Below are 16,552 nucleotides of genomic sequence, written 5' to 3'. Positions count from 1 at the left end.
TATTTTTAATGTTTTTGTAAATATCAAAACAGTTTTCTCCAAGCCATATAATCCCTATATTCTAACAGTTATTGTAAAGAAATTCTTTAAGATATATAGACTGAGTTGGCAGAGCTCCTCCTCAGACTATAAGTCTGAGGTTTCCGCTCTGCTATTTTTTTGATGAAAGTAGAAATGAGTGGAGATATGAAGTTGCCTAATCAAAATGCTATTCTTCCATAGAGGATTTATTAGCAATATCGCTCACTTCAATTACAATCTGAGGTGAGCGATTTTTTTTGGCTAGGATGCCTGCTTAATATTCTGATCCTGCTCGCTGCGGTTAATCAGATCCTCCTGTACTGCCTTAAACGCATTATCAAGATCTTCAATAATGTCATCTATATTCTCGGTTCCAACTGACAGACGAATTGTGCTCTGGAAGATTCCCTGATCAGCAAGTTCATTCTCTGACAGCTGTGAGTGAGTTGTGGTGGCCGGATGGATCACCAGACTCTTAACATCTGCAACGTTGGCAAGCAGAGAGAATATCTTTAATGAATCTATAAATTTGTGAGCTTCTCTCTGTCCTCCTTTGATATCAAAGGTAAAGATTGAGCCTCCTCCATTAGGGAAGTAGCGCAGATAAAGCTCATGCTGTGGATGATCTGCAAGTGAAGGGTGATTTACTTTCTTAACCTGAGGATGATTCTTCAGGTATTCAATTACCTTCTTTGTATTCTGGGCATGACGCTCAATACGCAGGGATAGGGTTTCCACACCTTGAAGCAGCAGGAAGGCGTTGAAAGGAGAGATTGTTGCTCCGGTATCACGTAATAGGATTGCTCTTAAGTAAACAGCAAAAGCTGCTGGACCAACTGCGTCCACAAAGGAGATCCCATGGTAGCTTGGGTTGCTTTTGGCAATATGTGGAAATTTATCGCTGGCTAGCCAGTCGAATTTGCCTGAGTCTACAATCACTCCTCCCAATGTTGTTCCATGTCCGCCGATGAACTTAGTTGCAGAATGAACAACGATATCTGCACCGTGTTCAATTGGCCTTAATAGGAATGGGGTTGCAAAAGTGTTATCAACTACCAGTGGGATTTTATTCTGGTGAGCAAGCTCTGAAAGTGCATCAATATCAGGAATATCTGAATTTGGATTTCCCAGAGTTTCAATGTAGATGGCGCGGGTGTTTTCTTTAATTGCGTCCTTAACTTCCTGAGGATTATGAATATCCACAAAGGTTGTGGTAATTCCGTACAGAGGAAGAGTATGAGCTAACAGATTATAGGAGCCACCGTAGATAGATTTCTGGGCCACAATATGACCGCCATTTGCGCCTAAAGCCTGAATTACGTAGGAAATAGCTGCCGCACCTGAGGCAACCGCCAGAGCGGCAACGCCGCCTTCTAGAGCTGCCAGTCTCTTTTCCAGCACATCCTGAGTGGAATTTGTCAGTCTTCCGTATATATTACCTGCATCTCTAAGACCGAATCTGTCTGCAGCGTGTTTTGAATCATGGAATACGTAGGATGAGGTCTGATAAATTGGAACTGCTCTTGCATCGGTTGCCTTATCTGCTTCTTCCTGACCAACGTGTAACTGTAAGGTTTCAAACTTATATGCCATTTTATTTGCCTCTTAATGTGAATTTCTGTAACTGAATTAAAAATCGAAAAAAATTAAATAAATCTATATAACTAAATTCACATTCGACAGTTAAAATATAAATACTTATGCATATCTGTTTCCTCCTACTAAGATGTTGAATCATCCTGTTTGAGTTAATAATAAAATTATTTTTATTTAGTATCAACAAGTTAGTAATACTATATTTTTATGCTGAGCTATAACTAAAAACTATATTAAACTTGTATATTTTTATTAGAGATGTATTCTGATGTCTTGAGTAAAAGAGATGAATCGGAACAGAATATATTTAGAGGTAAGATGATTCTTGATATGTCGGAGGTTTAAGGATTGTTTGACTTACGACAATGATATTTTGACAAAACAATAAAAATCAAAGCCAAGCTTCAATTGTTCTATCCAAAACTTTCCTATACAGGTCAGATCCGATAGAATTAGCTTATATTTTTTTTGTTTGTTCCCAGATAAGATGCAGACAGATCTTAAACAATATTTTCTCGGATAATTCATGAAATACATTTCAGTTAAACAGGCTTCAGTAAAATTCGGCATATCAGTGGAACAAGTTTTAGCTCTATGTGAACAGGGTAAATTCAGAAATTCTCAGAAGGTCGACGATTTCTGGATTATTCCTGAGAATGCCCGTCTTCCTGGACAGAAAAAAAGAGTAAAAGAACAGGATCTGAGCAGTTATCTGACCCTTCCTGAGGCCTGTGCCGAATTATCCGTTTCTGTAGCTACCGGTTACAACTGGATTAAGCTTAACAAGCTGGTTCCTGATCATATTGAGAACAAAAAGAATTTCTTTACCAGAAGCTATATCAGCAGACTGAAAAAGGAAATCAAGTCCGGCAAGAATCTTTCCCTAAAGAGCCGCAGAAACAAAAAATTCATCAGCGGTTCCTACATATACAATTCCTATGTGTCAAAGGACAGTACTTCTATCGAGATTGTCTCTAAGCTTTTAGAGAATGTTGATTCTCACAAACTGGATATTGATACTGATCATCTGAGAATGATCATGGCGGAAACAGCACTGTCTTTAATTGTAAGAAGACTGGAGCTTAAATATGAACCACCTTATCTGCCTGCTTTTTTTGAAGGCAAGCTTCAGCTTGGCTGCTATGAGAAGCTGATTGGGGAGCTAATTGGTTCCCGCACTAAGATCAGAAAGCTTATAGATAAATGCGGATATCTTTTAAATCTGAATTTTAACTATCAGGAAAACGAAGATACCCTTGGCCTTGTCTATATATCCTGCAGAAATATAGAAAACCGCAAGGCTACCGGAACCTATTACACTCCTGCCAAAGTGGTAGAGAAGATTGTACATATTGTTCTGTCCTCAAAGTCCTACCATAAGGGGGATAATCTTTTAGATCCCTGCTGCGGTACCGGTAACTTTCTTTTAAAGCTGCCATCTGAAGTCAGGGTTGAGAATATCTTCGGCAATGACATCGACGATATAGCAGTAACTCTCACCAGAATTAATCTGGCCTTAAAGTATAGACTCGATAATACAGATATTCTTTATAAGAACATCACCAACAGTGATTTTCTTACAGAATTCAACAACCCTAAGATTACCCATATTCTTGGCAATCCTCCATGGGGCTATGCCTATACCAGAGAGGACAAGAATGTTTTAAAGCATCTGTTTTCCTCAGCTCAGGGCTCAACTATTGAATCCTATGATGTGTTTTTAGAGAAATCTATTATGCACGCCAGAAATGGAGGAACTATAACCTTTGTAATGCCTGAGGCGATACTGAACGTAAAGACTCATCATCCGGTTCGTGAAAAGCTGATTGAGAATACCTCAATCCTTTCCTTAAACTACCTGGGTAATGCCTTTGACAAGGTTCAGTGTCCATGTATCATTATGCAGCTGGAAAAGACTTCCAAGCCTATCTCCTGTGTGAATATGAAGGTTTCTGACGGGCAGATAAACTTTGTAATCAGAAAGGAACGCTATGTCGACCCTCAGTATCTGAATTTCAAGACTGATGACGATGAGGAGCAGATCCTCTCTAAGATTTTCTCTTTGGATAATCTGCGATTTTTAAAGGATAACGCTCAGTTTGCTCTGGGTATTGTTACCGGCAATAACAACCTGTATATTTCAAACAGAAAATCCTCAGATAACGAAGTTATTCTGAAGGGCTCAGATGTTTTCAAGTATCGCATTGATCTGCCAAAACGCTTTATCACCTTCAACCCTGAGCATTTCCAACAGGTGGCACCTGAATCTATGTATAGAGCAAAGGAAAAGCTTATCTACAGATTCATTAGCAAGCATCTGGTGTTTGCATATGATGATAAGCAGACTTTGTCTTTAAACAGCAGCAACATTGTGATTCCACAGATTGAGGGGCTGAGCATTAAATATATCCTGAGTATTCTCAATTCGTCTATTGCTCAGTTTATCTATGACAAACGCTTTAATTCAGTTAAGGTACTGCGTGCCCACATTGAGAGCATTCCAATTCCAATGATTTCTGCTAACGAGCAGGCTCCGTTTATTAAGCTGGTTGAAGAGATCATGAACTGTAGCAGCAGAACCAGGGTTGAATCTTTATACAGAAATCTGGATGCGATTATCTTCAGTCTATTTAAGCTTGATGAAAGTCAGAAGAAACTGATTCTGGATACCTGTGATATGACTAAGTTTCTTTAAGAAAAAAAATTCTGATTTGAATGAAGGCTGCCCCTTAAATAGTCAGCCTTCTTAATTGATTGAACATCAGTTGTTCTGAGAGAGATTCTTTACGCACTTGAGTGAGCCGTAATTCTTCTCAAAGATGGTAAGCGCAGTATTCAGATAGCTTATCTCTCTGCTGTAGTCATTACCTTCTCTCTGAACAGGCTCTCCGAGGCGGTTCTTCTCTAAAACCGGATACTCTACAACTCTGCCTGGTTCTAACAGAGTCAGTGTATGGGTATTGTAGTAACCGAAGGTCTCATTGTAAGCGATAATAGCTCTCTCAATGATGTTATCCTTGGTCAGATCCTGTCCAACAATAGGTACTTCTCCTGATACACCGGTAAGTGACAGCAGAGTAGGGAAGATATCAATCTGACTAACTATACGCTTATCTGATGATGGGGTAATGTCAGGACTGATGATCAGGGCTGGAATTGAGAAATTGGTGAATGGGAATGCATCCAGACCTCTTACTCTTGAGTCATGATCGGCGATAACCACAAATACGGTATCCTTGAAGTACTCTTCCTTTTTTGCCATTTCAAAGAATTTTCCCAGTGCATAGTCCGCATACATAGCAGCGGTCAGACGCTTTGGATCATTGGTTTTAACCGAATCCGGCAGCTTGACCTTGTTCTGTGGAATATCAAAAGGATCATGGAAGGTACTGGTGAATACCAGAGAGCAGAATGGCTCTGTACCCTTTGATTTTCTGACAAAGAATTCATTTGCCTTTTTGAAGAGATCTTCATCAGATACTCCCCATGAGGCAACGTATTCAGGATTATCAAAATCCTTCTGTTCAATGATCTCATTAACGCCATTGTTGAAGAAATAGGTTCGCATATTGTCAAAGTGACTTTCTCCTCCGTAGATAAACGAGGTAGTGTAGCCAAGCTTTGAGTATATATTGGCAATAGTGGTCAGACCGTCTGGGTGATCAAGCTTTACCTGACTAGCCAGTGGACCTGGAGGAAAGCTTGCGGTTACAGCCTCAATACCGCGAACAGAACGGTGTCCGGTTGCATACATTCTCTCAAACCACCAGCCTTCACTCTTGAGTTTCTCCAGATTAGGAGAAACAGCGTCTCCGCCTAACGACTCAACGTATCTGGCTCCCAGGCTCTCTTCAAGAATGATGACAACATTTCTTCTTTTATCCTGTTTATAGGTTGGTGTGATTACCTGGTTGATAGGGCACTTCTCGTCTATGTTATCTGGCAGGACTCTCTTTGAAAGGTACTTTAGGTTTTTAAGTACATTTTCTGCCTTATCAAATGCGTAAATCTGAGAACCTTCAACTACATCTACCTTCATGTGTCTGGTTGCATAGAAAGCTGTAAAGCTTGAGTTTGGCGGAATAGTGTTTACCAGTGGAATGTTGCTGAAGCTTGCGTTTGCCGGGTTCAGCGGCTTGTGGGTCAGAGTTCCTCTTAAACCTAAAGGTACAGCTATCAGTGTGATTAAAAGAATCAGACCGTTAAGTTTTCTTGAGACATTGGTGTAGTTTTCATGAAGTTTTTTTGAGATTTTCAAGAAAACGTAAAATCCTGCTGCAGTAAGGACAACACAGAGTACGGACTCGAGAATATGTCCGTTTAAGAGCATACTGATAACTTCCTTTGGATAAATCAGATACTCAATGTAAAGACGGTTTGGTCTTACACCATACTCAAGAATAAATGGAATGGTAGAAAGTTCAACAAAGAACTGAACCGCAAGAATCACCGCAAGATAGTATTTCTGCAGAGTAACAATTGCTTTTGGTGTCTTACCGGCAAAGGCGCTGAGAATACTTATCAGGAAAATTGGAGCGAACATTGAGCAGTTGATGGAGATGTCATATCTCAGACCATAGAAGAAAATATGATCAAGATTGCCTGCACAATCTGAGTATTTCCAGATCACAAGACCTGCTCTGAAGAACGTAAAGATAATAATTGATAAAAGTATGAATACAAGTATTGGAAGAATACTGCAGTTTAGTTTTAATCTTTTGATGATATCCATTGTCTTTTGAATTTGTGAGCTATTAGTATCCGTCATAATTTTTTCGGAAACATTTTACCTTGAATTTGCTTTGCAGCTATTATGTTAGGTCATTCTTTTATGATATGTGAGGTGTATCACATTTGTGTTCTAGGCATAGAGTTGTATTGTGTGGAAGACTAGGCTCTGCTGCAGTCTCGGCAGCAGAGAATTAAGAGTTCTATTCGATTGATGTATTATCTTCTGTCAGCGTAATGCTTTCTGTTCTGGGGCCGTTGTTGCGCAGAATCTCAAGTGTCAGTTTTCTTCCTAGTTTTGATTGGTATATCAGATCGTTGACTCTCCAGGCGACTGAAGTCGTGGTATTTCTTTATCACAGACCTCTGCATAACGAACTACGTCTTACACGATCTCTTGGATAATTGCTCCTCCTGCCTTTCGGCACAGGCTTTAATTTCCGTTTGTCGTACGGTATTGTCAGTATTTTGGGCTACTGACAGGCCTTTATCAAGTAATAGGCACGCTAAAACCACGCAGTTTACTGCGGGGATAAAGCGTGCCGATTACTTGATAAAATTAGTATTTCTGACAGTAAACACAGTCAGCTCCAGCAAAGACCATGGCATAGGCTTTGATATTTCTGCCTTTAAAGTCTATTGCTGATTTATAGGCTGTAAGCTCTGCTGTGGCATCTTTGATGGCACGCTTTAAAATGCTTTCACTATTCTTATCTCTGGCTTCTGTCTTTTTAAGATATTTAAGCTCGATAAGATAGATACACTCATCAGGCAAGCCCTTGTTTACGGTGATTACCAGATCAGGAAACCTTTCTCCCTCTTTAGGTACCTGCACAGACTGCTGCATCTTAACGTAGGTATTTACAATTGGCATGGTCTCTAATTTTGCATATAGCGCAAGATTCAGAGCCATTTCATTCATGTGGCTTAATACCTGATTGTTCATAATCCTGCTTAAGAACTCACTGCAGGACTCTGCAAAGGAGGAGATATCGTCTTCACATGATGTTAATGCTGACAGATTTAGTTTTTGAGCCTTAAATTCAGTATTGTTTTTAAAGCTGAAATCTATCGTACATCTTGCAAAGAGTTTAGACATAAAACGATTTGGAATTTTAAGCGCCAGTCCACTTAGAGATGACTTTTCTCTATCTATGGTCAGATAGCCTAGGTAGTAGAGCATAGATAAAAGCTGCTCAAGGCTGTACTCCCTTACCTGATTCAGATTGATGTTTTCCGAGAGCTTACTTACGTAGAACACTCCTCCCTGCAGATAGGTATCAATGATAAATTCTGCAGTTTCTTTTTGAGTTAAATTAAACAGCTGACTTAACTTACTGCCGTCATGATCTGAGGCTGGATCAAGATAATCCTCTGGATTTAAGAATACTCCTTTCTCTCGAACCATATCCAGATAGTAAAGACACATAGAAGAATTATAGACAGTCTTATCAGCCTCAGCAGAAAAACAGTAGCCGTCATAGACTGGTTTCATTCTTTCAATGATTTCTTTGGTGGTAACACCTAACTTTGCTACATCAACAAGCTTTGGAATGAGAATATTCAGCTCATCCTCAGTAAAGCCAGCGTACTCATTAAAGCTGGCCCTGGATGTTACATTACGGGCAATATTAAAGCCTGATGTAAGTGAATCAAGCGATACGGAGGAAACACCTGTTATAAAGGTTTTGGCGATGGTGTTTTTTGCATGATTTTTTATAGCAGAGTAAAAGGTTTTAAGAAAACCATCTTTACTGGTTATATTTAAGAATAAATCTAAATCTTTAGATAAAATCTCGTTTGCAAAATTGTCATACTCATCAATCATTACATAGAGCGTCTGACTGTCCGAGTAATCTTTGTAGGCAATTGCAAATTCATTAAATAAGGTCGTGGCATCTGTTCTATCAAGTTTTGAGTAATCAAAATCAAAATCTTTATATCTGCGTTTAAAGTCGCTGATACCATCAGCAACAGCCACAAAAAAACTGGTTAGAAGCTTATTAAGATTACCTGTTGATACGGCGGAGAAATCAAAGTCAATTACATGATAGCTGTTATGAGTTGGGAGATTCTCCTCATAAATCTTAGTACCAGAAAACAGCTCTTCATATCTGTCCTGATAGGAAATATCGTAATAGCACTTGAGCATCTGTACAAAGGTAGATTTGCCAAAACGACGGGGACGCAGAAGTACAGGATATTTACTCATTCCCTTATCATCGAGGAACTTAATCATCAGACTCTTATCAACAAAGGCTTGTTCTTCCTGACGAAATAAATTAAATGTAACCTGTCCATAAGGATTATTAAGTAATTTAACAGTACTCTCTGACATAAAGCTGTTTCCCTAACTTTTCTCTGTATTAGCCATTATAGCTGATAAGAGTAATGCTAAATGGGTTTGACTCTTGTGTGAAGTATGCTTAATGGTTGATGTGAGTAAAAGCTATTCACAAAATTAATTTGAGAGATTTGTCTCTGCTTAACCATGTTGCACCTGAGAATGTGATAACGTTATTCGATAGAGGTATTGTCCTCAGTGAGAGTAATGCTCTCTGTTCTTGGTTCATTGTTGCGCAGAATCTCAAAGGTCAGAGTTCTTCCTGGTTTTGACTGTGATATCAGATCGATAAGTTGTCGTACGTCAGCGATTTCAACGTCATCAACCTTTTTGATAATATCTCCAATTTTAAGAATTCCAAAAGCTGGTCCCTGAGGATCGATGAATCCTACAGTAACGCCAGTTGTTTGGGCAAGTGAGCTTACCTCGGCATCAGAGATTCCCAGATATCCTCTTTCAACCTTGCCGTGAGCTAGGATTTCATCCACAACCTTCGTGACCATGGAGGTTGGCACTGCAAAGCCGATCCCGTAGGTACTTTCAGAATTGAAGGAAGCGGTGTTAATTCCGATTAAAAGTCCCTGAGAGTTAATCAGCGCACCACCTGAATTTCCCTGATTGATAGGAGCGTCGGTCTGAATGAGTTCCTGTACCCCCTGACGGATATTCATCTGATCTTTTGTAAGCAGACCAGAGCCTGAGCGCGACAGGGCAGAAACGATACCGTGGGTTACGGTCTGACCAAGATTGTTTGGATTGCCAATAGCCAGAACAATATCTCCAACCTTAGGATCTTTTTTTACCTTATTAATTGGAGGAAGATCGCTGGTTTCAACCTTGAGTACAGCAAGATCAGTCCTTCTGTCTGTACCTACCACAAAGGCCTTGAAGATTTTTCCGTCGCGGGTCTGCGCCCAGATGCCGTTATCCGGTTCATTACCTGCGGTAACCACATGATAGTTGGTTACGATAATACCGTTTTTATAGTAGACCACTCCAGATGCTGAGGTAATGATATTGTCGGTATCCGGTTTGGTGTAGTCGTCGTTTAGATGTGCCACATAGATATTCATCACCGATGGTGCAGCTCTGCCCACAGCGTATGAATAGCTTTCTACTGAAACTCCACTTGAATAAATGATATCGCCAAGCTTCTTGCCGGTTGAAGGATGAATAATCAGAACTACAGAACCTATGATAAGACCTGTGATGACAGGAATAAGAAAAGGTAATAGCTTTTTGTTGATTTTCATAAATATGCTCCTCAACTATGCAGGAGGGAGTGGATTATTATTCATGGGATTACTATTTAATTTTAGAGGATTTTTTTCTTTTAGTAGAATATTAGCAAAAAAAATCTTCGAAATATTAAATAATTGCAAAAGAACGCTGATTTTGTGTATTTTTTGCAGATGATCTAGCAAAAAAAATCACAGGCAATTCTTCCTTGGCCAGAAAACAGAAACAGAAGGCCTGGAAAGCGGTCTTAGAAAGAGAAAACACAGAGCACCTGTTAAGACAGCATACCTACATCTAAAATAGAATCCTTTACATCTGGCTGGTTATCTTCAGTGTTTTGTTTATTAGTATCGTCAAGCATGCTTTTCCAGATTTTACATGCGTAAATAAATTTCTGAATCATAATGGCTATATCGTCAGGGGAGTTCAGCCTTTCATTGAAATCGTAACGCTGTATGCAAAGGTGGTCTGTATCTCCATCTATTGCCAGTGTGCAGCCGCCAGTTCCCTGATAAAGAAAGTTTGCTTCAAGTGATGCAGACAATAGACGCTCTCTGTTTTTCTCTGGAAGGGCTCCAAGATCTGCCCTTAATAAAATCAGATCATTGCAATCCTGCATAATTACCGGAATGCCATCTATTTCAATTCCGCATATTCCACCAGAATTTTCAAGTTCCGCATCAAGTACAGTACTAAGTTTTTTTATAATCTTGGAAAAATTCACTTTATGTATCCTTGTATCTTTATTTATTATGTCGCAGAAAGAGGCATTTCTGCGACAAAACAAAGGCTAAATACCTATATCTAGCTGGTAGGAGTTATCTCCTCCCATATTATGGGTATCGTTCACAATTGCATTTAAAACATTGCTTGGTAACATTGAGCCAAAGAAGCCTAAACCAAGTTCGTCCTTTGCAATTTCTCTTGCTGAGTTTGCCAGACTTATCCCGTCTTCAGCAAAGGTATTGTTGATAAGTTCTGCAGCCACGTCAACATTATCAAAGAATGTCTTCATGATTACGCTTGCAAATGAATCTGGATCTTCTGCCTTGGCATTATTTGCCTGCTCATCAAGAAGATATGAATTGCCAAGCATATTTACAGAAGTTGCTACACTTGTGCAGAATTCTGTTACAAATTTCATGATAGCTTCCTCTTTCTCTTCTGGAGATGGCCCTAACAGCATAACAGTTTTGAATTCACTGATAATTTCCTCGAACTTTATTTGAGTATTCTTATCAATAGTACTGTGTGCAGGATCCAGTTTCTCCAGAGTAGTTGAGATAAGCTCCTCTACAGTTTTTACAGGATCTGCTGCGTTAGCAATTCTATCTTTAACGGTATTGAAGTAGTCTCCTCCCGGCTGGAAATTGCCTGCCTTCTCTAACTCCGTTATCTTAACTGCATAATTAGGTATCTCTTCATCTGCAGTTTCAACCAGTTTCTTTCCTTCTTTTGTGAGACTGAAATACTGCATCTTTCCTAGAATATCACATTCATCCGTAGGTCCCTTGTCAGGATCAAGCTCAATATTATCAGCCGTTTCCATAAGCTGTTTACTCTGATTCATAATAGTGTTCATTTCAGCCACGGTATTCTGAAGACGAGTCATTGACTGGACAAAACAGTTAATCTGTGGAGGCAGTTCCAGTCCAAGTTTCTGCAGTTCAGAAATAGCTCCCTGTAATCTGTAGCACACATCAAAGGAGAATGCTCCTTTTGAAAGCAGTGATTCAACAATTGCTTCTGCCTTATCACGATTAGCAGCTAAAGCTGATTTTCCTGCAGGGGACAGCAGATTTTCAAATCCCTTCATGAAGAAGTCCTTACGGCGCAGAGTGGCACCTATGATCAGACGAAGCAGTTCGCTGCGTTCATCCAACATCACTGGCTGTCCATTCTTATCTGTAATAGCTTTTCCTTCGGCATCCACGGCAGGTTTGGTTTCGAGCTTGTACAGATTTCCAAAATCAATGAAGGTAGCCTGTCCACCTGAAATCATGATATTACCAGCATGGCAGTCACCATGGAATTTTCCGCTGCCCAGTACAGCTTCAGTGAACCATTGACGGGCAGCCTGAAGAATCTTGGTGTGTGCATTCTTCAATGTTACGAACTCTGAGGATACTTCTCTATGGATCAAGCCAGGAGCCGCAGTGGAGAATTTCTCCTTTAACAGAGGTTTCTTTGTTTCTTTATCCCATAAAACCTTATTGGTTACAGGATCACGCTGATACAGTGAGGCTACTGCATTCTGAATACTTGTTGTGCATTCCTTGAAAAACTTATCTACGGTCTGACCAGAAGCCTTGGTTATTACAAGCGCGTTCTTTGAAGGAGGGACCACCTCTGCAGCCACCTTCATGCAGTCTACGTTAGGCGCAATAGCGTATGATGGATGTTGGCGATTGTTGAACACATGGTATATTTCATAACCTTCATTAGTGTTCTGTGCTTCGGTGGTGAAATCAAATTCCTTCATATACTGTTGAAGCTGACCTTCCCAGGTCTTGAGCATACCAGGACCAATCTTGGCAGCAGCGGCTGTGAAAATTTCAGCCTCTCTGTTTACTCTCTGCTCAGCATCATGTCTCATCAGCTTAACCACATAAGGCTCTTTTCTGATTTTGCCATCTTCTCCCTTGATGCTGAAGTGGCATAGGAAAGCCTCTCCAACAGAAGCAGCTCCTAAAGACTGATCTACAGATATATCAACGATGTTATTGTTAGACTTAATCATTTTCATCATGTGAGCCTGAACAATTTTTCGTGGAATTGGGGCCAGACTTGATTTCATATCATCAAGTGCATCAGCAAATTCACCCATAACTGACTTAGGAAGTCCCTGCATCATTTTCTGAAGAAGAGGACTTGTTCCTTTGAGAATTGCTCCGGTATATTTATTCAAGGCTGCATTCTTGGCACTGTTTAGAGCATCTCCGGTAAGTTGTACTCCCTTCTTGTCCTTAAATTCGAAGGTATCAGCATAGCGCAGTGCTGCTGCGAAGGATGATCTCTTATCTGCCTTAGACATGTTTATAAAGTATTCACTTAAAACCTGTTTGAACAGTCCTATCTGTCCAGGTACAGTGGCGTCAGTAGATGCATCATCTAGGATTTTGTTCAGACTCTTTGCATCAAGCTCTTCCTTAATCTGTTCTGCAGTCTTGTTTTTGTATGGTTCGGTGGTGATACCGCCCTGAGCATTCAGATCCTGGACTCCAGTCTTGAATACCTTGTTGATGAAAGTCTGAATGTTTTCACAGCCACGATTTGCCATGTTCTGAATAATGTTGTCGAACTTGGAAAGCTCTAATCCTGGCAGAGCTTCCTGGTTTTTCAGAAATGCTGAGAACTTCTGCAGATACTGTGGATCATTTAATGCTTCTTCGCTGGTTTTTCCTTCAGAGGCAGCAAAGAGAGGAAGCAGAATATTTCTAATCTTATTGAAGCCGTCCTTTAGCACAGGAACAACCTCTGTAGAAGATACTTCCTGAAGTACCTCCGGATTTTTTACAATCTCGGCAAATGCGTGGATATTCTTATCTTCTGTAAGAATTTTACGCATGGTTTCTCCTGGACGGTTGATAACAACATCTGCCACCATGGTGTCATCGGAGAAAACCAGATCTGCTACAAAATTTTTGATTTCTTTAACTGGTACCGTACGATTCTCAAGAGGAGCCTCAACGTGTATCTCCTGAGCGATTTCATTAATCTCACCGACGATAGGAGGTTTAACATCAAATAACTGATCCTCCTTGTTTGCCTTTAAAGGAATGGTTGCTACATCCGCAAGCATAGCCTTCATTTCATCGGTAAGACCGCTGTTGTTTTTTACCAGTTCGGCATGATAACGTTCAACCTGCTCGGCTGTTGTTATATTTCCATCAAGGGCATGTTCTGCAACTTCAACCAGAAGACCGGTATTGTAATTGCCTCGGCATACATGATCAAAGTTAAGATCACCTGCCCTCATGGCTAAAATGATGGTTGCGAACTGTCTTGTCAGACTTGTGTGGTCAGCTGCGGTAAGGGTTCCTTCAAGATCTTTGTCGTATACCTGATTTAGAAGGTTTTTGACGTTTGCTGAGCCCAGAAATTCCTGATCAACTGCAACCTGTCCCATAAGAAGGTTTATTAACCTAGGAACATCGTATCCGAGCTGGATTTTTGTGGCGGTTGCGCCTTCTCCTACCAGTGCGGATACATTTCCGTTACTTTCCTTTACCAGTTTTACTGTCTGGTTGCATAAACGGAAGCTTTCACTTTCATTTTTACCTTCTTTTAGAAGTGATAATGCTTGAGAGAAATAATTCTTATAACTGTTACATAAAGAAGTATGGTCTGCTACTCTGTTGTTTTCTGCATTTAGTCCTCTAATCAGGCTGCTGCGGGTGTTTCCGATTTTGGTCAGAGAAGATTTTAGAGTCAGAAGGTCAAGAGTATGGGCAAAGTTAGTTTTATATGCCTTAGTCTTGATACTTTTATTCTGGGCATTCGTTAGATCTCTTTTAGCAGCATGTTTCTTACCCATGAAGCGGGTGTTATAGGCCCTCTGCTGTTCTTCATAGGTTGTTTTGTTGATTCCTTTGTTAAAACCTCTGCCACTGTTTGCATATTCATCAAGTATTTCTCTTACCTGCTGACGGGTCAGTGGTTCAAGTCGTCGCTGTGCAAGTTCGGCGCTTTTCTCTCTGCCAACAGCATCAATATCTATAACTGAAGGTATACCGATTTTCTCTCGAATCTCAGAGAGCATTAAAGGATCTACTCCCCCTTTTTCAAGAGCATCAATGAAGGCCTGCTTTACTCGGAGAATATTTTCTTTTGAGATTGCTACATTGTTTAATTCAATTTTTTTTATGTGATTATTTACCTTGGTGAGTCTCATTTTTCCCTGTTCATCAGGCGCAATATCAATCTGACCTGCGTTGTACTCACCAGAGGCTATGTAATTGAATTCACGAAGTGTAAAATTATCAGACATACCTTATATCCTGTTCAGTTGTGAATTTGGTTTATGAATACTCAGAGAGTATTATTTATCGTTAAATTAAAAAAGTTACTCTTTATATCACTATAAAAGATGAAAATCCGACCTTTTTCTTTATTTTGAGGCGATATTAACATTAATAATGTGAATAAATACAAGTTGAAAGATCGAGTTTTTGAACTACGTTAATATAGTATACACAAAAATAGAGGATCTTAAACTGTTTTATACTGATTTTTCTTATAGTTATTTCTTTTTAAGGAGGAGCGAATGGTGAAATCTGATTTTGTGATTAAGGACACGAATGTCTCACTCTTCAGTTCTGATAAGCCTGATGCTCCTTTGATTCTCTTCAATTCCTTCAACTCTGATGGTGCACAAATCATCGAGCTGTTATCCGAAATGAATGCTCCTTCCTTTAATTTCCTGAATATAAGAGTTCATAACTGGAATCACAGTCTTTCTCCATGGTACTGTCCTTCACTGTATAAAAGTGAGCCTCCATTTGACGGAGGCGCAGATGAATATCTTTCACTAATTGAAAATGAGTTGATCCCAAAGTGTCTTAGGCATATAAAAGGAACTCCCTCCTACCTTGCCATAAGCGGTTATTCTCTTGCAGGACTGTTTGCCTTATATGCCATTTGCCGATCGAATCTCTTTGACAGAGCTGCAAGCATGTCTGGTTCTCTATGGTTTCCTGATTTCGTGGATTTTTTCAGGACAAATCCTCCAGAGAGAAAACCTGAAAAAATCTACCTTTCGTTAGGCGATAAGGAAAGTTCAGTCAGAAACAGCTATCTAAAAACGGTTAAGGAGAAGACTCTTGAACTTTATGAAGTTCTGAAAGAACAGGGAATAGCTTGTATTTTTGAGAGTAATCCTGGTAATCACTTTTTTGAGACAGATATTCGCTGTTCCAAAGGAATTGCCTGGATCCTTAATGATTAGTTTTTTTTTGTAAAACAGTTATTTTGAATTGATGTAAAGAAATCTGATTGTTAAAGCATAAAAATCAGTAAATGATATAATAATTTCTATGGATTTGGTCGTAGGACGTGGTTATGAAACTAATTGCACAGTCAGAAAATATAGAGAACATTATTAGTAAGGATTCTATATACGTTGATAAAACAGAATATATTTTCAATCTGACAAAACAGTATGAAAGAGTCTTTTTTTCTCGTCCTCGTCGCTTTGGAAAATCTCTTACTCTAAACACTATAGGAACTCTTTTTGAAAAAGGTGTTGAGCCCTACTTTAAAGAAACCTGGATTTACGATAAGTGGGATCAGGATAAATATCCTGTGCTTCATCTGAGTTTTCTTGAGTATTCCAAAACAGATATTGATGAGTTTAAGGAATTGTTTTCTCTATCAATTTCTGACTTTGCAAAAACTCTAGGTTATGATGACGCAGTATCTAGTAAAAAACCTAATCGAGCCATAATTGAGCTCTTTAATATTTTAGAGAAAGAAGAACGACAGATTGTTGTCTTGATTGACGAATATGACTGTCAGTTAACCGCAAACATAAACAATCCTGCTCTATATGATGAATTCAAAAACTGTATTCGTGATTTTTATGCAGCCTTAAAAGGCAAAAAGCAGATCAAATTCCTCGCTGTC

Annotated in this window: 9 protein-coding genes; 3 read left to right on the top strand and 6 right to left on the bottom strand. The window is 39.5% G+C overall.

Translation table 11 applies throughout. The features are described 5' to 3' along the window. Window positions 1-282: 282 nt before the first annotated feature. Window positions 283-1,614 carry an O-acetylhomoserine aminocarboxypropyltransferase/cysteine synthase family protein gene (locus tag QZU45_RS07630; RefSeq protein WP_295353722.1) on the bottom strand — a complete coding sequence of 444 codons (1,332 nt, stop codon included), beginning with the start codon at window positions 1,612-1,614 and terminating at the stop codon, window positions 283-285. Window positions 1,615-2,143: 529 nt separating this feature from the next. On the opposite strand from QZU45_RS07630, the gene QZU45_RS07625 reads away from it, so the two are divergent. Further along, window positions 2,144-4,312: a TaqI-like C-terminal specificity domain-containing protein gene (locus tag QZU45_RS07625; protein ID WP_295353719.1), complete on the top strand. Its 2,169-nt coding sequence runs from the start codon at window positions 2,144-2,146 to the stop codon at window positions 4,310-4,312. Between the two features lie 66 nt (window positions 4,313-4,378). Here the strand turns inward: QZU45_RS07625 and QZU45_RS07620 are convergent, their stop codons facing one another. The 5 genes from QZU45_RS07620 to QZU45_RS07600 all read right to left on the bottom strand — a co-directional run bounded on the left by QZU45_RS07620 (window position 4,379) and on the right by QZU45_RS07600 (window position 14,918). Then, window positions 4,379-6,385, bottom strand: a complete 2,007-nt coding sequence (locus QZU45_RS07620) for an LTA synthase family protein (protein ID WP_295353717.1) — start codon at window positions 6,383-6,385, stop codon at window positions 4,379-4,381. 519 nt (window positions 6,386-6,904) lie between these two features. Continuing rightward, complete coding sequence (locus QZU45_RS07615; protein ID WP_295353714.1) at window positions 6,905-8,683, bottom strand: AAA family ATPase; 1,779 nt, start codon at window positions 8,681-8,683, stop codon at window positions 6,905-6,907. 179 nt (window positions 8,684-8,862) lie between these two features. Continuing rightward, window positions 8,863-9,942 (bottom strand): trypsin-like peptidase domain-containing protein, encoded by a 1,080-nt coding sequence (locus QZU45_RS07610; protein WP_295353712.1) that lies wholly within the window; start codon window positions 9,940-9,942, stop codon window positions 8,863-8,865. 260 nt (window positions 9,943-10,202) lie between these two features. Further along, window positions 10,203-10,652 carry a type III secretion system chaperone gene (locus QZU45_RS07605; RefSeq protein WP_295353710.1) on the bottom strand — a complete coding sequence of 150 codons (450 nt, stop codon included), beginning with the start codon at window positions 10,650-10,652 and terminating at the stop codon, window positions 10,203-10,205. Between the two features lie 66 nt (window positions 10,653-10,718). Next, window positions 10,719-14,918 carry a hypothetical protein gene (locus QZU45_RS07600; RefSeq protein WP_295353706.1) on the bottom strand — a complete coding sequence of 1,400 codons (4,200 nt, stop codon included), beginning with the start codon at window positions 14,916-14,918 and terminating at the stop codon, window positions 10,719-10,721. Between the two features lie 276 nt (window positions 14,919-15,194). Between QZU45_RS07600 and QZU45_RS07595 the strand changes: the two genes are divergently transcribed. Both QZU45_RS07595 and QZU45_RS07590 read left to right on the top strand, forming a co-directional pair. Beyond that, the gene (locus tag QZU45_RS07595) at window positions 15,195-15,875 is read left to right on the top strand and encodes an alpha/beta hydrolase-fold protein (protein ID WP_295353703.1); all 681 of its coding nucleotides are present in this window, start codon (window positions 15,195-15,197) and stop codon (window positions 15,873-15,875) included. A 113-nt stretch (window positions 15,876-15,988) separates the two neighbouring features. Further along, the coding region (locus QZU45_RS07590; RefSeq protein WP_295353700.1) for an AAA family ATPase at window positions 15,989-16,552 on the top strand (564 nt) is incomplete at its 3' end.

Source organism: uncultured Succinivibrio sp. (assembly GCF_902756765.1).
Lineage (GTDB): Bacteria > Pseudomonadota > Gammaproteobacteria > Enterobacterales > Succinivibrionaceae > Succinivibrio.
This window is presented reverse-complemented; position numbering and strand designations above follow the sequence as displayed.